This is a genomic window from Nitrosomonas sp. sh817 (assembly GCF_030908545.1).
Taxonomy (GTDB): Bacteria; Pseudomonadota; Gammaproteobacteria; order Burkholderiales; family Nitrosomonadaceae; genus Nitrosomonas.
Map to the genome: position 1 here is coordinate 1,492,046 of NZ_CP133083.1, position 22,780 is coordinate 1,514,825.

The window sequence follows — 22,780 nt, forward strand, 5'->3', positions numbered from 1 at the left end:
GTGGAATTCATGATTGATTGGTTGCGCGAGCCAATTGCTTTATTTGCGCGGAACTCGCATCCTTGTTTATCGGATTGATATAGTTTGGTTGCGGTGTTCCGGGCATCTCGCGCTTATACTAACCGGATTATAACCGGTGTTTTAGCTTAGAAGCATTTGGCTTTATCCGGATCAACGCTGCAAGACCAGCGCAGATGCTGCATGCCCGCGGATTTATTGACCAAATAATCGGCTCTTAGGTGTTTGTTTTGCTCGGTTGTCAGAGAAGCTTTTTCAGGAATATACTTTTCCTGACTCCAAAACCGGATCCGGCAAAATTCATCGTCAGCGCGGCAGAGTCTGTTAATAGCGGCGCTATATACCGTTTTATCGGTGTAGACAGCATGGTCAACAAGTACCATGTGAACAAATTTCCCGGAATTGCCCATTTCAAGGCTACGGATGAGCTTCCATCCGATGCCACTCTCCTGGTTCGTGGCTGATGTATCTTCCGCTGCCTCATCGTGATCATGGTCTTCCCCTTCATGCGCTGAAATGCTGCACGGCAGAGTGAAAATAGCGATAAAAAACAGGCTGATTACTAGTTTACGCATAAGTTCTCCTGGTGGTTTGCAATTAAATTTTTTAATTCAGTGTGTTGTATTCCCAAGTTATTCTTTAACCCGGATAACGCTGACAGCGGGGCAGTATACTCGAAAATAAGCTTTTGGACATTATTGTCCCGTATCAGAAAAGACGGATACGGACGAAGCGGATATGCCAAGTCAAGTGCGGGATGCGCCAGCATTTTTTAGCAATTTCTTCAGAAAATTACGAATAGCGATCAGAGTGTGATGGGAGATCGGCACGCTTTGTTGATGGCCGGAAATGATTAACGTTGTAAATTAACCGGATGCGATTGCGTTTCTGAAAACTAAGAAATTACGGAATCCGGCACGCGCCTGGGGTCGATTTGATATACTTCTGAATTTAATTGTTTATTTCTCTCCAGCGACGGTTCTTGATCGGTATGCTGTAACCTCAAGCTTTTCGGGTATGTTTATGAAAAAATGGCATGTACAATTATTACGATTTATATTTTTTGTGTTTGCTCTCGTCGCAACCGGCGCAACGCGGGCAATGCCGGAGGATTGCAATGATTTGACCGCGCCAGCGGCATTTTTTGAATCCGATGGGTTAGTCTGCTTGCAAAATATCAAAGTAACGGACGCATCGGGCGAACAATTCTATAAAGCCGCGCTTCAGTGGCTGGGGGTTGAAAATCCCAAGCAATTCAAACTGATCAGCGTGGCATTTGATGAAGGCCCGCGTGCGGATAGCCCAGCTTTCTCAATCGTAAACGGTGAACTCAGGTTGCCCAAGATAGACGTTCCCAAGCTTTATGGAATCGAGCGTTTTGACGTCAGCCTGAATTGGGTTAAAGATGCCGATGACATCGTTTCTGTGTTTGAACTGGCCGATGTGGCATTGTACAACAACCCCGGATATGTACCCAATGTCACATGGAAACCTTACGGAATGCTGCTTTCCAACGAACGCCGGGCGGTGGATCTGATGATCCGGTCGATACCATTTGCGAAGCTGGCGGATGCGATTTACGATTTTGATAATGTGACAGTCGATAACTGGGTTCTGATTCAGTCCAATGGCAAAAGCTCCGGAATGGACGCGGGCGTTTTCAGGAATCGCGATACAAATGAATTAGCGCTAGTATTCCGGGGTACTGAAACATGTGATTTTCCTTGCTCATTTAAAGAATTGGAAGATACAACCCGGGACGCCTTAGCGGATGCGGCAATCGGGATTGGCAGGGTCAGCGATCAATTTAAAGATGCCTTCAATTTTGCACAAAGTGTAATCAGTAAGCATCCAGGCGCAAAAATTACCGTAGCAGGGCATTCGCTAGGCGGCGGATTGGCGCAAGCGGTGGGCGCAACATTGGGTTTAGAGACATTTGCATTCAACTCTTCGCCGGTTCCGGATCATTTTTTCGATACATACAGGATTACACTGCCTTACGAGGAACTCGAGGATTTGATTTACGTGATTGCCGATGTGCATGATCCGGTATCGAATACCAATGAAACCGGCGACATCTATTTGGATTCTCATCATGTTACATCTTTGATTCAATTCAATTTCGATTTGAAAGAAATGCTGACCAGCCGCAAAGTGGATCTGGAAGATTTGCGCTTTGACCGGCACAGTATCACGCGATTGGCCAATAATGCCACCCGGCTGATGAATTTGTACCGGGATGGTTGGTGATCGGAACCGTACCTTCTGGTTAAAAATTGCACGGAGCGGTTTTACTTTTGCCCATTGATGTACTCATTAATCAATCTTGAAAGAAGTTGAATGAAATAAAATTTGTTTCTTGATATTTATATATTACGCCCATATTAAACAAATCAATGTATCAGTAGGGGCCTCAACAATTCAAAGTTGTTAATAAAACGAGGCATGTATCTGTACGAACAAGATTCAAAGCAGCTTGTGAATCGTGTTTGTATTTGAAAGTTTTATTTAAAATTTGAGTTTTGTGGAGGCGCAATGGCAATGATTCGATCACCTGCGGTCGCAGGTCTGTTTTATCCCGCAGATATTCAGCAATTGCGGCACGATGTGCAGCAATTGCTATCACACGCAAAATTTCACGATACCAAACCCAAAGCATTGATCGTTCCTCACGCCGGGTATATCTATTCCGGTGCCATTGCCGCAACGGCTTATGTCAGTTTGAAAACAATTTCAACTCGGATTCAACGGGTCGTGTTACTCGGGCCGGCTCATCGGGTTGCGGTCTATGGTATGGCATTGCCAAGCGTGGATGTTTTTGCGACGCCATTAGGACCGGTGCAACTGGATACAAAATTGATCCAAGAAATCGAGCACTTGCCGCAGGTAATGGTGAGTGACGCCGCGCATGCGCTGGAACATTCGCTGGAAGTACAACTGCCGTTTTTGCAAAGCATGCTGGGTGAATTTTCTTTACTGCCGCTGGCGGTTGGCATGACGTCGGCGGAAGCGGTGGCGGAAGTACTGGATCATTTGTGGGGTGGCGAGGAAACTTTGATCGTTGTCAGTTCCGATTTGTCGCATTATTTGCCGTATGACGCGGCGCAGCAAACGGATTTGGGAACAGTGCAATCCATTTTGCAGTTCAGTCGATCCATTGAGCAAGCGCAAGCATGCGGTAATATCCCGATTAATGGTTTAATCCTGGCAGCCCGGAAACATCATCTGAAGCCGCAGCTATTGGATTTAAGAAATTCCGGAGATACCGCGGGTTCGCGCGATCATGTGGTGGGTTATGCTGCGATCGCATTTTCCTGATGAGGAGGAAACAATGACACCGGATAAAAACGAGCAGGGAAAAGTTTTACTGCAAGTCGCCCGCACAGCCATTGCCGATGCGTTGCGGCTGCCAACGGAACCGGCGGCAATCGATGTGCATAACATTTGGTTATCGAAACCGGGCGCAACGTTTGTCACCTTGACTCAGCAAGGAGAATTGCGCGGTTGTATCGGTTCCTTGCAGGCGCTCTATCCGTTGATTGATGACGTCACAAACAATGCGGTGTCGGCGGCGTTGCATGACCCTCGATTCAATCCCTTAACGGTTACTGAACTTGGAGCCGTCGAAATCGAAGTTTCATTACTGTCGGAATTGGAGCCGCTGAATTGCGCAACGGAAGCGGATGCCTTGCGGCAACTGCGCCCGGCAATCGATGGCGTGGTATTTGAGTGCGGCCCTTATCGCAGCACGTTTTTACCGCAGGTATGGGAAAGCTTGCCGCAGCCGCGGCAATTTCTTGCGCAATTGAAGTTGAAAGCCCGATTGCCGCAAGATTTCTGGGCGGGTAATGTTCAATTATCCCGTTACACCGTAACAAAATGGCGTGAAGCCGATTTTCGTGAGGAGTCAGTTCATGGATGAACCGATTAGCGCCGCTCAGCGGCATCCGGCAAAATACTGGCACAAACTCGACGATGGCCGGATTCAATGCGATTTGTGCCCGCGCGATTGCAAATTGCACGATGGCCAGCGCGGTGCTTGTTTTGTCCGCGGCAGAATTGGGGATGCAATGGTATTGACGACGTATGGGCGCTCGTCCGGCTTTTGTATCGATCCGGTTGAAAAAAAACCGCTCAATCAGTTTTATCCGGGCAGCAGCATTCTGTCGTTTGGAACAGCCGGTTGTAATCTGGCGTGTAAGTTTTGCCAAAACTGGGATATTTCCAAATCGCGCAGTTTCGATAAACTGATGGATCAGGCCAGTCCGGAGGCGATTGCACAGTCTGCGAAAAAGCACGGTTGTAAAAGCGTGGCATTCACTTACAACGATCCGGTGATTTTTGCCGAATATGCCATGGACGTGGCGGATGCTTGCCATGCGCATGGCATCAAAACCGTTGCGGTGACCGCGGGTTACATTCATGCGCAACCGCGGCGCGAATTTTTTGCCAAAATGGATGCCGCGAATGTAGACCTTAAAGCATTTACCGAGGAATTCTACGTTAAGCAAACGGGGTCGCATTTGCAACCCATACTCGATACGTTGCGTTACTTGAAACACGAAACCGATGTGTGGCTGGAACTGACGACACTTCTGGTTCCGGGTTTAAACGACTCTAGCCAGGAAATCCGCGCGATGAGTGATTGGATCATCCAGGAACTCGGGCCGGACGTACCGTTGCATTTCAGTGCCTTCCATCCGGATTATAAGCTGACCGATATTCCGTCTACACCGGTTGAAACCCTGATTCGCGCGCGTCAAATCGCATTGGATGCGGGATTGCATTATGTCTATACCGGCAATGTGCATCACGTGGAAGGCGATACGACGTATTGTCCCTCCTGCGGCAGCGAATTGATCGTGCGCGATTGGTACGAAATCAAACATTATCATTTGACGGCGGATGGTCATTGCAATCATTGCAACGCCAGGATTGCCGGACGTTATGAACAATTTACCGGTCAATTCGGCAGGCAGCGTATTCCGGTTAGAATCGGAGCATCGGCATGACATCGGTTAAGATTCCAGCGGGTTCCGCGACACTAAACGGTGAATTGATCGTGCCGCCCGATGCTACGGGTGTCGTGCTGTTTGCGCACGGCAGCGGCAGCAGCCGTTTCAGTCCGCGTAATATGTATGTCGCCAACGTATTGCAGCAAAACGGTATTGCCACGCTGTTATTCGATTTGCTGACACGTGCGGAGGATCAGGATTACGACGCGCGGTTTGATATCGAGTTGCTGACAGAGCGTTTGCTCGCCGCTACCCGCTGGTTACAAAATAATCCCGCAACGAAATCTCTGAAATATGGTTATTTTGGCGCGAGTACCGGCGCGGCTGCGGCGTTACAGGCAGCCGCCGCCATGGGGGATGCGATTGCCGCTGTCGTTTTCCGTGGCGGCCGCCCCGATTTGGCGGGGAAAAGCGCTTTGAGCCAGATCATCGCGCCGACGCTATTGATCGTGGGTAGCGAGGATTACGGTGTGATCGAATTGAACGAACAAGCGTATGCGTTGCTGAAATGTGAAAAGAAGCTGACGCTCATTGCCGGTGCAACACACTTGTTCGAAGAACCGGGCACTTTGGAGCAAGCGGCAAAGTACGCGGCCGATTGGTTTTCTGGCTACTTGTCCTAAATGGATTTTCTATTTAATTTCATTTGGATACCGGTATAAACTTATCCATAACATTAAGAAATTATCAAAAAAACAAAAAGATAGCTTGCGAATGCGTTATAATTCACGCGCGTGAGTGAGAATTTGTTACGCGCATAACTAAGAAATTACTAGCTTTGTCTAGGACAAATAGACTAATCAATTCAGGCATGATGAGCTATTGTGTGTAATTGTTTTTTTAGTATATTTGAAAGAACAACAATAATAATAGTAATAACAATATTATAGTTTTTTCTTTACCTTCAACTGAGTCATTTATTTTTGTTTTTTTAATGAGTTTTTGCGATCTAAAAAAACTCGATGAGGGTCGAAACTCTTTTCGATCTTATTGGAATTTTTATAAAGGAGTCAATAATGAAAAAAATAGCAGTAGTTACAGCCTTGTTAATGAGTGTCGGTGCAACACCTGCACTTGCCGCCATCGGTGATACCGTGACTTTTAAGTTTGACTTACCTTCTACGGCATCATTTGGTTCTGGATACCCTGTAGTAGCTGAACTTAAATTAACTGAAACAGCCAGTGGTGTCGTTACATTTGAGTTGATACCGAATTGGTCATCGCCCGGTTTTGCTGATCCTTCTGACTCGACTGTAAATCACCTCGAATTCGTTTACCAAGGACCAGCCTCGCCAACATTCGCACAACCATTAGTTCACGGTGCGGATATTAAAACTTTTGATTATCATACCAATCCGAATATGGACAGCGGTTATAAATCCGACGATCAGTATATTTCGATTGATTGGTTTAAGCCTAATCAAGCTGAACGGTTCGATGGCGATCATGCCAACAGTATTTGGACAATATCCGGTACAGGCGTAGATATTACTGATTTTACTGGAACATTAGCGCATCATACCGCTGGTAAGCCAGATCCGATTTTCGGTATCATTTCTGTTGATCCGTATTCTCTGACGGATCCACATCCAACACCATCGAATTGGGTCACATCGGCTGTTCCAGAACCAGAAACCTATGCCATGCTGCTGGCTGGCTTAGGATTGTTAGGCTTTTCATTGCGTAACAAAAAAGCATAATAAAACTTTTTTCTTGCTTTTTTAGTAAGGAAACACTCAAAGAGGGATTCAAGACGTAATTTGAATCTCTCTTTTTTATAAGATTGTCATAAGACTCAAATCAATTAATTCGTATTCCATTCAAGCCTCGCATCTCCTGTTACATCCACTTCTTCTTTCTAAAATAGATCAGCAAGCCGGCACCAATCGTAATAAATACGCCCCAGATGGCCGGATAAGCCCAGCGCCATTTTAATTCCGGCATATATTCAAAGTTCATCCCGTAAATACCCGCGATGAATGTCAGCGGGATGAAAATGGTTGCAAAAATGGTCAGAAATTTTATGGTTTCATTCATTTTATTGCTGATACTCGACAAATAAAGATCGTGCATGGCGGAAATTCTTTCCCGGTACGATTCGAGCGCATCGCTGACGCGCAAAACATGATCGTAGACGTCACCGTAATAGCGCAATGTTTTGGGTTGCAGCAGCGGTGAATCGATGCGCTGGATGGTGGCGAGCAACTCGCGTAATGGCGAGATATTGCGCTTCATTGAAATCAAACCCCGGCGGATTTGCTGAACAGTCTGCAGCATTTCTTTGCCGGAATTGAACAGAATATTGTCTTCCAGCGGATCCATGATATCGTCGAGATTATCTTCCACGACAAAATATTCATCGACGATGGTATCAAGGATGACGTATGCCAGATAATCACTGTCGAATTGCCGCATGCGGCCATTATGGTTCTGCAAATGAGCATAAATCGGATTGAAAGTGTCATCGGCTTTTTCCTTGAACGTTATCACATAATTGGCCAATAACAGGATGCTGATTTGTTCGTACTGCAAGCAGAAGTTTTTTTCGTAATCAAGACTGATGCCTTTGATCACCATATAAAGAAAGTTATCGTATTCTTCCAGCTTAGGGCGCTGGTGAGTGCTTAAAATATCTTCCAGCACCAGCGGGTGGATATCGAGTTCCTGACCGATGTTTTCAATAATTTTTGTGTCGCTGAGCCCATCCACATTGATCCAGGTAATCAGCCCGGCATTCTTGAGTTGCTGCAGTTCCGCAATTGAGCTGATTTCCCGGCGTATCAAAGTACCGGCATTGTATTGCGTGACTGTGATCCGGCAACGCGACTCGAGTTTTTCACCGATATGCACCAACGTTCCGGCCGGAAGTCCGGATTTGTCCGCAGGACTGGTATATTCCGCTTTATCGGTAAGTGGCTGGCTTTGGTGGGGCGGCTTGGTTGCGGATGGATTCATAAAAGCTTCCTGGCGTGACAGAAGGTGTTTATTTTAGAAGCTTTACTGACGCTTTGGGGAGATAAGCGAGAAGGGAAATTGGATGTCGCACTATTGCAGTGCGCTAAACTAAGGCTAAGGCGGATTGATTGCGCGGCGAGCGTTATTGGAATCGTTTCTTGCCGCGGTTAAACCGATTCGTTAAGGTCGCGCATGGGTATCGGGGAGTGTTTGCCGTGCAGCGAACACCAATCCTGCCAAACCTTACGGGCTTCTTCGACGTTACTGAAAGTCCAGAGGACTACGCCGTCTTCGGTCATCAAGGTTGCCATTTTGTTCGGCCATTCTTTAATCAAGCATTGCATAATTTTCTCCTTTGTAATTTTCATGCAAAGCATACCGATGCAATATGAAGATTTTATGACAGCAGTTGCATGAATTTTGCGTGATACGTTTTTTTGCGCAATACGTGTATGATTGAAGACGATAGCTTGGCAAAAATACTTTTATTGAAGGAGAAAACAATGGATAAGACCTTATGTTTAAAATTGACTGGCATCGTCGTGGCAGCAATGATTGCCGGTTGCGCCGGTACAACACCACAGCAAAACCCGCTTGATACGGTTGGTCAAGGTTTGTCAACGATCGAAAGTGCTGCGCAAAGCGGCAGGCAAATGATTGATGCCGGCACGGCGGCAGCCAATACCGCAGCAACGAACCAAATCGGATTGGTCGACATTCTGATGCGCCAGCTCGGCGTATCGCAACAACAAGCACTGGGCGGCGCCGGTGCTATTTTTCAAGTAGCTCAGGGAAGCATGAATCCACAAGCATTTGCTACCTTGTCGCAATCCATTCCCGGTATGAATACCATGCTGGGCGCCGCACCGGCTTCGCCGATTGCCGGCGGATTGTCATCGCTGATGGGGGGTGGCAATAACACATTAGGCAATATGGCTGTGCTTGCCGCTTCGTTTCAACAATTAAACCTGTCCCCGGATTTGGTCGGTCAATTCATTCCGATCGTTACCAATTATGTCAGTCAGACCAGCGGGCAAATGACGGCCAATTTGCTGCAAACTGCATTGACCGCGCGCTAACCGATACCTAGGGAAACGCTGAGTAATTCAACGAAGTGATTCGCTCATGCAGTTAATTAATCAGCGTTTTCCTAGTAACACCGGGATGGAAGGTAACCGATACGATCCGGTTTCCGCCCCATCGACCGGTTCTAAATTCTCAAAAGCTCGGTGGAGTGTTGTATGCCTTGGACGGCAACACATTTTCCGGCTGCTATGCAAAATTTGATGCCAGCGGTGCGCCTGAAAGCGGTTGCGATCGCCAATGCGCTGCTCGAAAAAGGAATGGACGAGGGCCGGGCGATACGCATTGCCATTGCCCAAGCTAAAAAATGGGCCATTCGATCCGGTTGGCGTTAAAAATTATCTTGATCCAACTTTCTGTAAGAATTGCTGAATAGCTGCGGATCGTGTTGTCAGATAACTTTAATCAATTTTGTAGTATAGTTCCCATTCTTATTTAAATAAAAAAATTAATTTACATACATAACTAGCTAAATAGATATAATTTATTGTTGAAAAATAAAACGAATTGATACAGTCCGCAGCCAATTATTTGGGAAAAGCTAAGTAACAATAACCGTATGCTTATATTTTTTTCGCAAGAAACCAGCAATATCCCAGAACTATATAAGATCCCTTTCGATGTTCAGCAATTGAGCGATTTTGCCGAATGGGAAAAAAATAGAATCGTTCCATCAGCCTTTGTCATTGAAGGAAACGATCATCCATACGTTTCTTCCATCCTTGGGAAAATCCGTAGAGATAGTGAAGTTTTTGCATCGCTGTGTTTCTCGACAGTGCTGCTGCCTTCCTCGGACAACAGTCTGTTCGATGGCATCCTGCCGCCGCCTTTGGAGTTGCAGAAACAAATTGAAGCTGCACAGGATTTATCAAGATCCCTGAAAGGGAAAGACAATTATTTGACGCATCAGGGGCGATTAATCAACTATTTATGGTTACGTCCCAATTATATTGTGCAGCCGTGGCATGAATGGAAGAATCCGCGCTTTTACCGGTATCCACTTCTGGAAGCCATGAGTTTGGATCAATCGGATTCTTTTGAATGGCTCAGAAACCTTGCCAATTCCAAAATTCTGGAACCGGTTTCGCTGCTTGACCGGCAACGGGAATGCATGTATTGCCGGTCTTCGCATTTGAGTTTTGTCGATATCTGCCCTAATTGTTCTTCCATTGATATTAAGTTGCAACCGTCGTTGCATTGTTTCACTTGCGGGTGTGTCGATGCGCAAGACAAATTCATGCACAGCGGTACTCTGGTTTGCCCTAAGTGCCATACGCATTTGCGGCACATCGGCAGCGACTACGACCGTCCCTTGGAGAATTATTCCTGTCACGCATGCCATCATGCATTTGTTGAAGGGGATGTGCAGGTGCGTTGCGCGATTTGCGAAAAAGACATGAATCCGAATGAGCTCATTTTGAATGAAATCCATTCCTGGCGCTTGAGCGACAAGGGCAGAACGATTGCATTCCGCGGCGAAGTGTTCGACCTGTCGTCAGGATTCAATCAACTCGATTTCATTTCCAGAGAACTGTTCATTCATGATCTGGATTGGATGATGGTCATGGCTCGCCGTTATCCGAATATCAATTTCAGTTTATTCGGAATTTATTTCGCGAATCTGCCGGATTTGGTGGAACTGTTCAATCACGCCCGGTTGCTGCAAATGCTGGAATCCTTTGCGCAGCGATTGAGAAATTTGTTGAGAACGCCGGATCTTTCCACGCGCACTGCGGAGAATATGCTGTGGCTATTGTTGCCGAACACCGACGAACAAGGGCTCATGGGCTTTCAAAAGCGTATCGAGAAGAGTATGGATATGCTGTTGGAAGAAAGTGAATACAAACTGGATTTCCGCTTTATCACCGTTAATTCGCAGAAATTATCCAATAAGGAGAATGCTGAACTGTTGCTGGCTCGTCTTTTTGGTGAATTGCTATAACCGATGGAATCGCTAATCCAGGCTTGGTATGTTTTTCGCGTCACGTTCGCACATTATCCGGATGTGCAGTATGTGCTCATGCTCATTCCTTTTGTATTGTTTTTTGAATTGCCGCTTTATTTCGTCAATTGGATGGGCGTTTTCCGTTTTGCCATCAAAGAAGCCGTGGAAGCGCCGCACACTCCTCCCTACTATCCTCAAGTGACATGCGCAATTACCTGTTATGCCGAAGGGAAAGCGGTGCAAAATACCGTGATTTCGTTGCTGGAGCAGATCTACCCGGGGCATATTGAAGTGATCGCGATGGTCGACGGCGTTCAGAAAAATATCGCAACATACCGGGCGTTGAAGGAACTGTATGCAATCATGCCAAGATACAGCAACCGGACCTTGACTATTCTTCCGAAAATTCAACGGGGCGGCAGGGTTTCTTCACTGAATGCCGGACTAAGCCGGGCGCGGGGCGAGATTTTCCTGGCGTTGGACGGTGATACCTCTTTTGATAACCGGATGATCCATTCGGCTGTATTGCACTTCCAGAATCCCGATGTGGTGGCGGTGACCGGTCCGATGCGCGTGCGCAATGCCAAGAAGTCGCTCATAACCAGAATGCAAGACCTCGAATATATGCTCACCATGCAGATAGGCAAGTTGGGGTTTGCCAAGCTGAATGTGATCAATAATGTCCCGGGCGCTTTCGGGATTTTCAGGCGAACTTTTCTGCAAAAAATCGGCGGCTGGAATACCGGCACTGCCGAAGATCTGGATTTGACATTGCGCATCAAAAAATACCACACGCGCTATCCGCACTTGCGGATTGATTTTGAACCGCTTGCGGTATCGCATACCGATGTGCCCGAGACCTTCAAAGATTTTCTCAAGCAACGGCTGCGATGGGACGGCGACCTTTGGTATATCTATTCAAATAAGCATAAATACGGCATTTCCCCCGCCACGATGGGCTGGAAGAATTTTATCTTCTTGCTGTGGTACGGAATTTTGTTTCAAATCATCATGCCTTTTGCCATCGTGATTTATACGGTCTATATGGCGATCGTGCTGCCGCTGCATATCTTTATCTTAAGTATGGGTCTGGTTTATGCATTTTATGTTTGCTTAGTGCTAATCCAATACCTTCTGTATCTGGTGGTCATTTCCGACAGAAAGTGGCGCGATTGCAGTGCTTTTCTGATTCTTCCGCTCTATCCTTTTTTTCAGTTTATCGCTCGCGTATGGAGCGCATTCGCCATTGCCAACCAGATATTCAATAAAGGGCACTTGGATTCGGCAATGGCGCCTTTGTGGGTGCTAAAAAAAGGCAAACAGTGAAAATATTGCTATTTTTGTTGCTGCTGTTACTGCCATTATCAAAAAGCGCCGCTGCCGGAGTCAGGTTGCTTTCAGAATTCTATCCGCATCTGGATCAAGCGGCATCGGTATTGAAAGCACAAGCGGATTTGGAAGCGGAGCGTTCCAATTTGCTTGCGCAAGAATCACTTAAAGGCTGGGAGGTGTTCGGTAGCGTGTCAGGAGGCTATCAAAGAAGTCCCTTTGCAAGAGAGCCGTTCGGACATTTCTTCGATCCCATGGCGCGAATTGGGGTGCGTTATCCGCTGCTTGGCAGTGCCGAAAGAAGACAACGTGCCGTGGAAGATGCTGCGACGCAGGTACGGATCGAAGGTATCCGGCTGGACTGGAGTAAACGTCTGGCGGCATTGTTCATCGAAGAAAACTATGCGGCTTATTGGAGCGCCCAAAAAATGCTGGCGTTGACCGATGCCTATACACGCTTGCGAAATGACGGAGTCGACCGGTTATTGCTTAACAGGCAAGAAGCCGGTTTACTCTTTAAATCGGATTATTTTGAATTCCTCTCAGCTTTCGACCGGGCCGATCGCACCCACATTGAATTTAGCAATAATAAGAATCAAGCATTGATGCGATTGGCGCACTTGACGAATACAGTGGTCTTGCCTTTTGAAGCGGTTAAACCGCCATTGGCGGAAATTCCGAGCACAGCCGCGCACGATATCGAACAGCCAGATCTGCGGATATTGCAAGCTCAGATTGATAATCTTCAAAACATCCGGGAAATTGAAAGTTGGCAAGGTATCGATTCGGATATCTCGATGACGGCTTTCGGCGGCCCGGCGATTCCGCATCCGAGTCCGCCCGGTGATGGGATGCAGTGGGGATACGGCGGAGCGGTTGGTTTGAATTTCAGAATGCCGCTGGAAATCGTCAGCTACCGGAAAAATGAGCAATCGCGCCTAAACAGTCAATTGATCAGCTTGCGCGCGGACTATACGAGACGGGATCAGGAGCTGCAACATGAATTTCACGCGTTATTGAACAGCTATCAGCAACTGGTGCAACAGATCAAGTTTCAACGCACCAGGCTGGAGGCAGCGCATGAATTGATCCGTGAAAGCGGGCTTCGGTTGCGGGTGATGGATGGCGATGTCATCGAGAAATACTTTAAGGCGATTAATGCCTATTACCGTGTCGCTATCGAGAATGTCGAAGCGGAATCGGAACACTGGAAACTGCATATCCGTTTGCGGCAATTTTTAACAGTAGCGGAGACCCAGGGAAAGGATTACTACCCGGCGGTTGAAACCGCAATGCTGCTTGAGCCGCTGCATTCGGCCGGTAATTTCCTTGGAAATAAGGATGCAAAACCGATTCCGGTAAAACAAGTAAAGCTGCCTGAGCCGGCATATCCGGCGATTGTTTCCAGCCAGTTCGCGGTTTATGTGTGGAATTTTGAGGCATTAATCAATCGCGCCGATTTTTGGGGAAGAAAACAATCGAACGCGATAAACCGGTTGCTGATTTCCCTGAATGCACAGGAAATTTCGGCGGCATCCGCAAGTCCCGCAAGATTGACAAACTTTATCCGGGATTCGCGCCAGCGCAAGAAAAAAGTGGAATTGTTGTTAGGTGATCCGGATTGGATTCTGCCGCAGTTTCGCGCGAACTTGCTCAATCACATTGGCGCGCTTAAGCAGTTCGATTTCGACGGTTTGCACCTGGATATCGAACCCGATCAGCTTGAGTCGGAATTAGCGGGTGAAAAACGCCTGACTGAAATGCTCGAAACCATCCGGCAGGTGACGGCGATATCGCCGTGGCCGGTGGGTGTCAGCATCCATCCCCGCTATCTGCAGCCGGAATCATCTTATGGGTTATGCATTCCCTGCAAACTGCAGGAGATCGGCGTCAAAGAAATTGCTGTCATGTATTATTCAATGAATATTCAGGCAATAGTATCGACTTTACAGTCAGTGATGCAGCGATATCCAGCACTCGTATTCAGTCTTGCGCAGAGTCTGGAACAAGAACTAGGGCCGGAAAACAGTTACGCGCATAAACCGCGAAGAATTTTCAGTGACGCGATGCAGCAACTGCAGGATCAACTGCAACGGTCCAATTTTGGTGGTCTTATCATTCAATCATGGCAAGATTGGGAAAATTATCTCTATGAAAATTCGCTTTAATCAGCCCGAAAATAAAATCCCGAATGATGATCGAGGGTTACGGATTCAATATAGCGATGCCAAACGTCCAGGCAGGCCGTGGCGCTGGTATTTTATTCTGGCGATTGCCAGCCTGCCGTTGGTGTATTTGATTGGCAAGATTGTGTGGGAAAGTTTTGGCATTGAAGCCCATGGACGGATCAAGGTCACCAATTTTATCGTTCGCGCTCCGGTGGAAGGCTACGTGCAGCAGATATTTTTCAAACCGCTGGAAATGATTCCTGAAGGCGCGCCGTTGGCGCGAATGGTGAACGTGGCGCTACAAGACAACCACGACCGGATCGGCATTGAAATTGAGTTGCTGAAAGCTGAGAAACAAAAGTTGATGACGCTGGCTGCACAATCTCGCGCCAGTTCTTTGCAATTATTAAAATACGCTCAGGAACAAAAAGATTTTGCGCATCAGCGCTTGCGGCAGTATGAAAAACTGTTTGAACAGGGAGCGGCGACACAAGCGGAAATCGCAACCGTTCGCAGTCAATACCGGTCGGCGCTTGAAAATTTGGCGGTGCTGGAGAAAACCGAACGCCTGGAATACGAGAGAGTACGCAATATGGAGCTGGGAACTGCACCGGAGATGCGTCAGCTTACTAATCAAATTGGTCAACTGTCGCTAGAGTTCGAGAAAATTGAAGATCAGTTGAAGCAATTAAATTTGTTTACTACAGCCGAGGGGATGATCAACGAGTTATTTGTACAACCGGGAGAATATCTGTCACGAGGGCAGGCATTGCTGGAGATGATTTTTCCCAATCAAGTCATGATCGATGCCTTCATTCCGCCTAAGTATCAGGATTACGCCGAAGTAGGGCAAATGGTGCGGGTTAAATTTCCTAACGGCGATACCGCGAAGGCGAGAATTATTGCGGTACCCGGTGTCATGCAAAAAACTTCAGCCGCCGAAATTAATCCGCTGGAAGTGGTGAGATCCGCGATTCTGGCACAAATGGAGTTTGTCGATACCGTCGATACGCGCTTGATTAACGGCATGCCGGTCACGCTGTATTTTGACTGATCCATTTACGGCGTATTGATGAGCGAGCCGTTTCTGCAAGCTAAGGAAACGTTAATTAATTGACTGCACGAGCGAATTACTTCGTTGCGCGGCACTCGCTTCCTTGCCTCTCAGATTGATATGTCCCGGTTGCTGCGTTCCTTGCGCTGTGCTTCATCTCATTCGTTGAATCAATCAGCATTTCCCTAAGTTACCATTACCAGTTTTCCCAGCGGATGGTGTTGTTCCAGATAACGCTGTGCAGCAGCAGCTTCCGCCAGTGGAAAACTCCGCGCGATTGTCACGTTCAACTGCTGGCTATCGAATAACGCAGCGCATTGCCGCAATATGCCGGCTTGATGGCGTTTGGCTTCTTCCAATTCGAGCAATACCGGCGACAGCATCAGCTCGTGACTGAAGCGCACATTGCGTTTGCGCGCTTCGCTCCAGTCGGTCTCCGCCGTGGCTTGCAGTATGGTGACTACATCGCCGTACGGCTTAACGCAGCGGAAACAGCTTTGCAAGACGGCTGGACCGACCGTGTCAAGTGCGATGTCCACGCCTTTTCCGCCAGTCCAGCGCAGCACTTCCGTGACGATATCCTGGGTACCGTAATTGACAATGCAATCGGCCCCCAGGTTTTTGACGAACTTTGCTTTTTCCTCGCTGCTGACGGTGGTAATGACTTTGGCGTCGGCAAGTTTGGCTAACTGAATGGCGGCATGGCCGACACCGCCGGCGCCGGCGTGGATTAATACCACTTGATCCCGGGCGATACGCGCCCGGTCATACAGTGCTTCCCAGGCTGTAATAAAGACTAATGGCGCTGCGGCTGCTTGCTCGAATGTCAAAGACTGCGGTTTTAATGCCAGCAAGCTGGCATCCGCCAGCGCATACTCGGCGTAGGTGCCTTGACGGTTATTAAAACCGGGTTGCGAAAAATAAACTTCATCGCCCGGTTTAAAATTGTCAACCTTGACGCCGGTTTTTTCCACGATGCCGGCGCCATCGCAACCGGGTATGACCGGAAACGTGACCGGAAATCGCTCCGGCGCTGCGCGGATTTTACAATCGATCGGATTGATGCCGATGGCCTTGATGCGAACCAGTACTTGATCGTCCTTACAATCACCTGGCGAAGCTGTATTGTCGTATTGCAGCACGTCGGTTGCGCCGCCTTGATGAAAAAATACGGCTTTCATGATTGCCTCCAGTCGTTCTCAATTTTGTAAAAGCGTTGAATGCTCTGTTATTCAACGATTGCTAAAATTCCAATGGATCGACGTCCAGTGTCCATCGTACTTTGTGATTCGTTAAAGCATGAATTTGCGCACACCATTCCGTCAAAAATGCTTGCAATTGTTTGCGAGAGGTTGATTGTATCAATAACTGCGCACGTTCCAAACCTTTCAAGCGATGCATTTGCGCTGGCACCGGATCGAATAATTCAACCGCCTCCGGTGGTTTCGCCAGTTTGATTGCTTGATGGAGAAAATTCAATACCGGATTGAGATCATGCGCTTCGCCTCGCAGCAAGGCTTGAAAAACGTAGGGCGGGAATCCCGCAGCCTTTCGCTCGGATAGCAAGATTTGCGCTAAACCATCGTAATCGTGGTGCTGCAATGCCTGATATAGCGGATGATTAGGAAATTCCGTTTGAATCAGCACAGTACCGGCGATTTGGGCGCGTCCGGCACGTCCGGCTACTTGCATCAGTTGCGTGAACAAGCGCTCACTTGCCCGGAAATCGGTGCTATACAGCGAGTTATCGGCGCTCACGATTCCGACCAGGGCCAGATTGGGAAAATCATGTCCTTTGGAGAGCAATTGCGTGCCGATCAGAATATCGATCTGATGCCCGTGGATGGCCTGCAGCATGTCGTGCCAGGCGTTTTTCCGGCGTGTGCTGTCGCGATCGATGCGTAGAATTCGCGCGGCTGGGAAATTGCTTGTCAAGGCATCCTCAACGCGTTGCGTGCCTTGTCCGAACGGCGCCAAATCTTGGTTGCCGCAGTGCGGGCAAGCGCGCGGAAACGATTCCTGATGGCCGCAGTGATGGCAGCTGAGTTGCTTGTCGCGTAGATGAACAACCAGCCGGCTGGAGCAGCGCTGGCAAGCGGCTGACCAGCCGCAGGATTTACATAACAGTACTGGTGCATATCCGCGCCGGTTGATAAAAATCAGGCTTTGGTTTTTTTCGATCAGACATCGACCGATAGCGTTAATCAGCGGCTCGGTTAAGCCATCCTGCATTTTGTGAATGCGCGTATCGATCAAATGAATGCTCGGCAATCCGGCATTGCGGACAGCCCGGGATTGCAAGCGGAGCGTGTGATAACGTCCGTTGAGCGCATTGTAATAGCTTTCCAGCGATGGTGTTGCGGACCCCAGTATCACGGTAACTGCATGTTGCCGGGCGCGAAAAATGGCCATATCGCGAGCGGAATAACGTAAGCCATCTTGTTGCTTGAAAGAACTGTCTTGTTCTTCATCGACAATAATTAATCCAAGATCGGGGAGCGGGGTGAATACGGCCAATCGAGTGCCGAGGATAATTTTGGCGGCGCCGCTTTGCGCTTGCATCCACCCTGATAACCGTTCGGAATCATTTAATCCACTGTGCAGGCTGACGATCGGCGTCGCAGCAAAGCGTGAGCGGAAAATTTTTTCGAGTTGCGGCGTTAAATTAATTTCCGGAATAAGTACCAGGGTTTGCTTGCCTTGCGCCAGCACGGATTCGATCGTGCGGAGATAAACTTCGGTCTTGCCGCTGCCGGTTATCCCATACAGGAGCCAGATATTGAATTGCTGGAGACCGGCAGTGATCGCATTGACGGCCGCCGCTTGCTCCGCTGTCAGGATTGGAATTGACCCGGTGACGGTGGCGGACGTGTCCGCTGGAGCTTGTTTTGCCGCGATCCATCCGCGGTGTAACCATTCCGGCAGCCATTGATTGGCGCGCGGTGAAATTTGTTTGATTTGTGTTTCAGTCAGTGCCGCGGATTCCAAAAAAGCGCTGAACAAGCGCCGGGCAACGCGATTCCGCGCCGGAATGACCGATCGATCGATTTGTTTCCCGGCCGGAGTGAGTTCGAAGCTTAGATTGCTGGCCGTTTTTTTTATTTGAATGGCTTTATTGCAACGCATTGCGGCGGGCAGGCTATTCAGGATTACCATACCGAGCGGATGATGATAATACTCGCTGCAAAATCGAAATAATTCCAGCAAGCTTGCAGGCAGCGGCTTTGTTTCTCGATAAATACTGCAAACCGGTTTGAGTTTCCCGGTATTGATCCGCGTTGTATCACTGATCGCGATGATGATGCCGACCACTTTTTTCTTGCCGAAAGGTACGCTTACGCGCAAGCCGATATCATCGGGAGTGGCATCAACGGTTTGATAATCGAACAGCGTGTCGACCGGGATATTGATTGCGACACGAACGATGGGCATCAGCGGTTAAGATGAGCGGGCTAGGAAGTTACTCACCGGGATCCGCTTAAATACCGGTGAGTCATGGATCAAGAAACAAGCAGTGTGTTACTTGGAAACACGGTATAGCGTAACCGAAGTTTCGCCAGGTTTATCAAGTTTTGCAGTACTGCCATCCGAGTTGATCAAGAAACCGATATTGCCATCGACATCAGAGAAACCGGCACAGCCGTTGGTGTTATAAGTGAAACTCGAGAGTTTCAAATTATTGGCGCCTTTGTTAAACGTGTAGGATGAAAACTCAACACCCGGTTTGCTGCATTTTGCCTGATCTTCACGCTGGGTTTCGCCAGTAGGATCGATCATCAGGAATTTGCCATTCGGAAAAAATACCAAGGTTGGGGTGTTGATCGCTTCGCTATCGTAAGCCCAAGCCCCGACAATGCCGTTGGCTTCGTTATCGATTTTTGCATACCGGGTTTCTTTGATTTCTTTTTCGGCAACCTCATTTTCATCGCTCAATTGAATTGGTTTGGCGATATGAAACAGTTCTCCGAATACGCTGCTTTGTTCACGGGCTCTTTGCACCGTCACGATATCGGAATGAATCAATTCAAAACCATCGGTGCGCAAACGCCGGGTCGGTCCTGGATTCGACAAACCTGCTTTGATATTCGTGTCCACAGAAGGCGTTCCAATCAACTTAAATCCGCGGTTATCAAAATCAACCGCTTTCGCGACACCGTATTCAACGCCTGCTTGGAAGACTGTTCTGCCGCCGCAAACCCGGTTCTCGTCACAAGAATCATCCGGTCTGGCTTCGCCATTCAAGTATTCTCCGGAGTTGTCTGAAGCAACTCTCAATACACTGGCCGTTTGGTTACTATAGCTAACCCAGATTTGGGCGCTGAGCAGTGCAACGCCTTGCGACATAAAGTGATTACGGGCTTCTTCCTTAGTCTTGACATCGCCGCTGATGCCGCTTGCTTCCATGAGATCTTGCAATTTGGCGGATTCGGCAAACGATTCCGGATTGGTATCGAGATTGATAGAGCCTTTGACGGCGGCAGCGGTTTCGGGTGAAATGGAAATACCGTTCGAAAGATCACTGTCGGAATCCAGAGACTGTAGCAAGATCAACAAATTATGCAATTTGTTGCTGCTATCGCCGGCAAGTTCGATCGGTGTTACGATTTGAGAACCTGGAATGTTACCGAGTGTCAAACCGCCCAGTTTGAATTCGATTTTGTCGCCATGATTGAAATTAAAAGATCCTTTTTCGTCAGTGGTACCCGATTTGCCAGATGAAGCATTAAAGCTTACGCCGGCCACCGGAGAATCGACCAGGATACCGGTTGCAGGGCCAGTGGGCATGACTCTTCTGGCGTTTGTTGAGGAATTGGAAGCTGACGACGATGTCTCGACTGATTTTTCTCCATCGCTGTCACAAGCTGCTAGACCAATAATGAATACTGCAGATAATAAAGTTATCCCTGATTTCTTTCTTAATTGTTTTGTAGATTTCATTAAGCGACTCTCTTTTGTTGATTATTCAATTCCTTGAAATTGACATTTCTTGAAATTGATAAATGGGTATAGTGTATCCTTGAATATTTATATTCTACTATCAAGATTGCTATTATAGCCAAGCAATCCGTTTTTCGTTCTGTTCTTATCTTATAAATATAGGTTTTAAATTTTTGTCTTTTCGTGTATTTTCGCCGCTAAATTTTATTGGAGGGATATAAGGTATTTTTTATGTCTAGCATGGCTGAGATCTCACAACTGACAGAAATGTCAGCGCAGCTTCCCATTGAGTGGTACTTGGATCCGAAAATTCTGGAAGTCGAAAAACGATTGTTATTTGACCAGGGGCCGGGTTACGTGGGGCACGAAGTGATGGTACCCAATGTTGGGGATTATTATGTCCCGGAATGGATGAATAACGCAAAGGTACTGGTGCGTAATGAGCAAGGAATAGAATTGCTATCCAATGTTTGCCGGCACCGTCAGGCGTTATTGCTGAAAGGCAGAAGCAATACCAAGAGCATTGTATGCCCGATTCACCGTTGGACTTACGCGCTTGATGGAAAATTGCTCGGAGCGCCGCATTTTGAACGTAATCCTTGCCTGAATCTGGATAAAACATCACTGCAAAGCTGGAATGGAATGCTGTTTAACGGTAAGCGTAATGTCGCTAAAGATTTAGCGAGAATTAGCGCGCAAGTGTGCAAAGATTTAGATTTTTCCGGTTATGTACTGGATCGCGTAAAAGTCGATCATTATCAATGCAACTGGAAAACATTTATTGAAGTGTACTTGGAAGATTATCACGTGGATCCATTCCACCCTGGATTAGGACATTTCGTGAATACCAAGGAACTCGAATGGGAATTCGGCGATTGGTATAGTGTGCAGACCGTTGCTATCGATGACGCGCGATTGCAAAAGCCTGGCAGCCCGGTTTATGCGGCATGGCATCAGCAAGTATTGCAGCAAACGGAAGGCGAAATGCCGCCGCATGGCGCAATCTGGTTACTGTATTATCCCAATATCATGTTGGAGTGGTATCCACAAACGCTGGTAATCAGTACGATATTGCCAACGGGTGTTGAAAGCTGTACCAATATCGTTGAATTTTACTACCCGGAAGACATCGTACTGTTCGAACGTGAATTTGTGGAAGCAGAGCAAGCGGCTTATAAAGAAACAGCACGCGAGGACAATGAAATTTGCCAGCTGATGACTGCCGGCAGGCGTGCTTTATACCATCAGCATCTTAATGAGACGGGGCCTTATCAAATTCCGATGGAAACGGGCATGGAACATTTTCATCAATTTTTGCGGCGTGAAATCGGATCGCATATTTGATATCGATTATAAATTTTGCATTTAAAACAAACTCAGTATGCTTCAATGTGGATGCTGGTGGCTGCATTCATGTTCGCCGGTATGGGCGTGCTTGTTAAATTAAGCGCTTCTTATTTTTCCAGCATTGAATTGGTTTTTTATCGCTCGATGTTCGGTGTTTGGATAACTTACTGGATCATCCGGTATTATCGATTATCGGTGCGCACACCGCATTGGCAGATGCATTTTCGCCGCAGTATTACAGGCTTGGCCAGCCTGTTGATGTTTTTTTATTGTTTGACGCAACTGCCGCTGGCAACGGCAATTTCGCTCAATTACACTTGGCCTCTTTTTGCAGCATTCTTGTCGACAGTTGTTCTGAAAGAGCATTTTCATTGGCCGCTGGTTTGGGCAATCTTGCTGGGTTTTATCGGTGTCATTTTGTTGTTGCGGCCAAGTTTGCCAGAAGATCAATGGTTTGCCGGTTTGATGGGCATTGCATCCGGTTTTTTTGGCGCATTGGCCTATATGCACGTGAAACAGCTGGGGCGGCTGGGAGAATCCGAATGGCACGTGGTGTTTTACTTTACCTTGATTAGTACTCTGATTACGGGAGTATGGTTGTTGTTCACCAAGTTCAATCCTGTATCCTGGGATGGATTTTTGTTGTTACTCGGTACCGGTGTTACCGCTACTCTGGCGCAACTGGCCATGACACGCGCGTATCATCGTGGTGCTACACTGGTGGTGTCCTCGCTGGGATACAGCACCGTGTTATTTGCGTGTGTCTGGGGAATTTTACTCTGGAATGAAATCCTACCGCCCATTGCATGGTTTGGAATGGGGTTGATCATTCTAGGTGGATTGCTTAGTGGGATCTTGGGTTTCAAACAACTGTCGGTTGTTGCGCAGAAGTAACTTTGATACCGCTTTCGCACTGCGAAATTTGCAC

At 47.6% G+C, this 22,780-nt stretch carries 21 protein-coding genes; 15 read left to right on the forward strand and 6 right to left on the reverse strand.

Features of this window, described 5'->3' with window-relative positions:
• Positions 1–146: 146 nt before the first annotated feature.
• Entirely contained in the window at positions 147–593 is a 447-nt protein-coding gene (locus RBH92_RS07025) for a hypothetical protein (RefSeq protein ID WP_307933870.1), read from the reverse strand.
• Positions 594–1,083: 490 nt separating this feature from the next.
• Here RBH92_RS07025 and RBH92_RS07030 point away from each other — a divergent pair, with 490 nt between their 5' ends.
• The 6 genes from RBH92_RS07030 (at position 1,084) to RBH92_RS07055 (ending at position 6,733) form a co-directional block, all read left to right on the forward strand.
• Positions 1,084–2,268 (forward strand): Tle-like phospholipase domain-containing protein, encoded by a 1,185-nt coding sequence (locus RBH92_RS07030; RefSeq protein WP_307933871.1) that lies wholly within the window; start codon positions 1,084–1,086, stop codon positions 2,266–2,268.
• A 285-nt stretch (positions 2,269–2,553) separates the two neighbouring features.
• The gene (gene amrB / locus RBH92_RS07035; protein ID WP_307933872.1) at positions 2,554–3,336 is read left to right on the forward strand and encodes an AmmeMemoRadiSam system protein B; all 783 of its coding nucleotides are present in this window, start codon (positions 2,554–2,556) and stop codon (positions 3,334–3,336) included.
• Positions 3,337–3,349: 13 nt separating this feature from the next.
• Positions 3,350–3,940, forward strand: a complete 591-nt coding sequence (gene amrA / locus RBH92_RS07040) for an AmmeMemoRadiSam system protein A (protein ID WP_307933873.1) — start codon at positions 3,350–3,352, stop codon at positions 3,938–3,940.
• On the forward strand, positions 3,933–5,030 hold the full coding sequence (gene amrS / locus RBH92_RS07045; RefSeq protein ID WP_307933874.1) for an AmmeMemoRadiSam system radical SAM enzyme: 1,098 nt from the start codon (positions 3,933–3,935) through the stop codon (positions 5,028–5,030). Before amrA ends, amrS begins: the two co-directional genes overlap by 8 nt.
• Positions 5,027–5,656, forward strand: coding sequence for a dienelactone hydrolase family protein (locus RBH92_RS07050; RefSeq protein WP_307933875.1), 630 nt, complete (start codon positions 5,027–5,029; stop codon positions 5,654–5,656). The genes amrS and RBH92_RS07050 overlap by 4 nt, the downstream gene beginning before the upstream one ends.
• Before the next feature lie 393 nt (positions 5,657–6,049).
• On the forward strand, positions 6,050–6,733 hold the full coding sequence (locus RBH92_RS07055; protein WP_307933876.1) for a PEP-CTERM sorting domain-containing protein: 684 nt from the start codon (positions 6,050–6,052) through the stop codon (positions 6,731–6,733).
• Positions 6,734–6,872: 139 nt separating this feature from the next.
• On the opposite strand, the gene corA is transcribed toward RBH92_RS07055, so the two are convergent.
• Positions 6,873–7,988 (reverse strand): magnesium/cobalt transporter CorA, encoded by a 1,116-nt coding sequence (gene corA, locus RBH92_RS07060; protein WP_307933877.1) that lies wholly within the window; start codon positions 7,986–7,988, stop codon positions 6,873–6,875.
• A 167-nt stretch (positions 7,989–8,155) separates the two neighbouring features.
• Positions 8,156–8,332 (reverse strand): hypothetical protein, encoded by a 177-nt coding sequence (locus RBH92_RS07065; protein WP_307933878.1) that lies wholly within the window; start codon positions 8,330–8,332, stop codon positions 8,156–8,158.
• A 159-nt stretch (positions 8,333–8,491) separates the two neighbouring features.
• On the opposite strand from RBH92_RS07065, the gene RBH92_RS07070 reads away from it, so the two are divergent.
• The 6 genes from RBH92_RS07070 (at position 8,492) to RBH92_RS07095 (ending at position 15,567) form a co-directional block, all read left to right on the forward strand.
• Positions 8,492–9,067, forward strand: coding sequence for a DUF2780 domain-containing protein (locus tag RBH92_RS07070; RefSeq protein WP_307933879.1), 576 nt, complete (start codon positions 8,492–8,494; stop codon positions 9,065–9,067).
• A 162-nt stretch (positions 9,068–9,229) separates the two neighbouring features.
• On the forward strand, positions 9,230–9,406 hold the full coding sequence (locus RBH92_RS07075) for a DUF2188 domain-containing protein (protein WP_307933880.1): 177 nt from the start codon (positions 9,230–9,232) through the stop codon (positions 9,404–9,406).
• Between the two features lie 224 nt (positions 9,407–9,630).
• Positions 9,631–11,013 carry a TackOD1 domain-containing metal-binding protein gene (locus RBH92_RS07080; RefSeq protein ID WP_307933881.1) on the forward strand — a complete coding sequence of 461 codons (1,383 nt, stop codon included), beginning with the start codon at positions 9,631–9,633 and terminating at the stop codon, positions 11,011–11,013.
• A 3-nt stretch (positions 11,014–11,016) separates the two neighbouring features.
• Positions 11,017–12,342: a glycosyltransferase family 2 protein gene (locus RBH92_RS07085; protein ID WP_307933882.1), complete on the forward strand. Its 1,326-nt coding sequence runs from the start codon at positions 11,017–11,019 to the stop codon at positions 12,340–12,342.
• Positions 12,339–14,513, forward strand: coding sequence for a TolC family protein (locus tag RBH92_RS07090; RefSeq protein ID WP_307933883.1), 2,175 nt, complete (start codon positions 12,339–12,341; stop codon positions 14,511–14,513). Before RBH92_RS07085 ends, RBH92_RS07090 begins: the two co-directional genes overlap by 4 nt.
• Positions 14,497–15,567 carry an HlyD family secretion protein gene (locus RBH92_RS07095; protein ID WP_307933884.1) on the forward strand — a complete coding sequence of 357 codons (1,071 nt, stop codon included), beginning with the start codon at positions 14,497–14,499 and terminating at the stop codon, positions 15,565–15,567. Before RBH92_RS07090 ends, RBH92_RS07095 begins: the two co-directional genes overlap by 17 nt.
• A 185-nt stretch (positions 15,568–15,752) precedes the next feature.
• On the opposite strand, the gene RBH92_RS07100 is transcribed toward RBH92_RS07095, so the two are convergent.
• The 3 genes from RBH92_RS07100 to RBH92_RS07110 form a co-directional block, all read right to left on the reverse strand.
• A complete protein-coding gene (locus tag RBH92_RS07100; RefSeq protein ID WP_307933885.1) occupies positions 15,753–16,748 on the reverse strand; it encodes a zinc-binding dehydrogenase in 996 nt (331 codons plus the stop codon).
• 61 nt (positions 16,749–16,809) lie between these two features.
• Positions 16,810–18,999, reverse strand: a complete 2,190-nt coding sequence (locus tag RBH92_RS07105) for a primosomal protein N' (protein ID WP_307933886.1) — start codon at positions 18,997–18,999, stop codon at positions 16,810–16,812.
• A gap of 87 nt (positions 19,000–19,086) precedes the next feature.
• Positions 19,087–20,352: an adhesin gene (locus RBH92_RS07110; protein ID WP_307933887.1), complete on the reverse strand. Its 1,266-nt coding sequence runs from the start codon at positions 20,350–20,352 to the stop codon at positions 19,087–19,089.
• Here RBH92_RS07110 and RBH92_RS07115 point away from each other — a divergent pair.
• The 3 genes from RBH92_RS07115 to RBH92_RS07125 all read left to right on the forward strand — a co-directional run bounded on the left by RBH92_RS07115 (position 20,345) and on the right by RBH92_RS07125 (position 22,746).
• The gene (locus tag RBH92_RS07115; protein ID WP_307933888.1) at positions 20,345–20,542 is read left to right on the forward strand and encodes a hypothetical protein; all 198 of its coding nucleotides are present in this window, start codon (positions 20,345–20,347) and stop codon (positions 20,540–20,542) included. The two genes, RBH92_RS07110 and RBH92_RS07115, sit on opposite strands and share 8 nt — an antisense overlap.
• 194 nt (positions 20,543–20,736) lie before the next feature.
• The gene (locus tag RBH92_RS07120; RefSeq protein WP_307933889.1) at positions 20,737–21,849 is read left to right on the forward strand and encodes an aromatic ring-hydroxylating oxygenase subunit alpha; all 1,113 of its coding nucleotides are present in this window, start codon (positions 20,737–20,739) and stop codon (positions 21,847–21,849) included.
• Positions 21,850–21,900: 51 nt separating this feature from the next.
• Complete coding sequence (locus tag RBH92_RS07125; protein WP_307933937.1) at positions 21,901–22,746, forward strand: DMT family transporter; 846 nt, start codon at positions 21,901–21,903, stop codon at positions 22,744–22,746.
• The last annotated feature ends 34 nt before the right edge of the window (positions 22,747–22,780 follow it).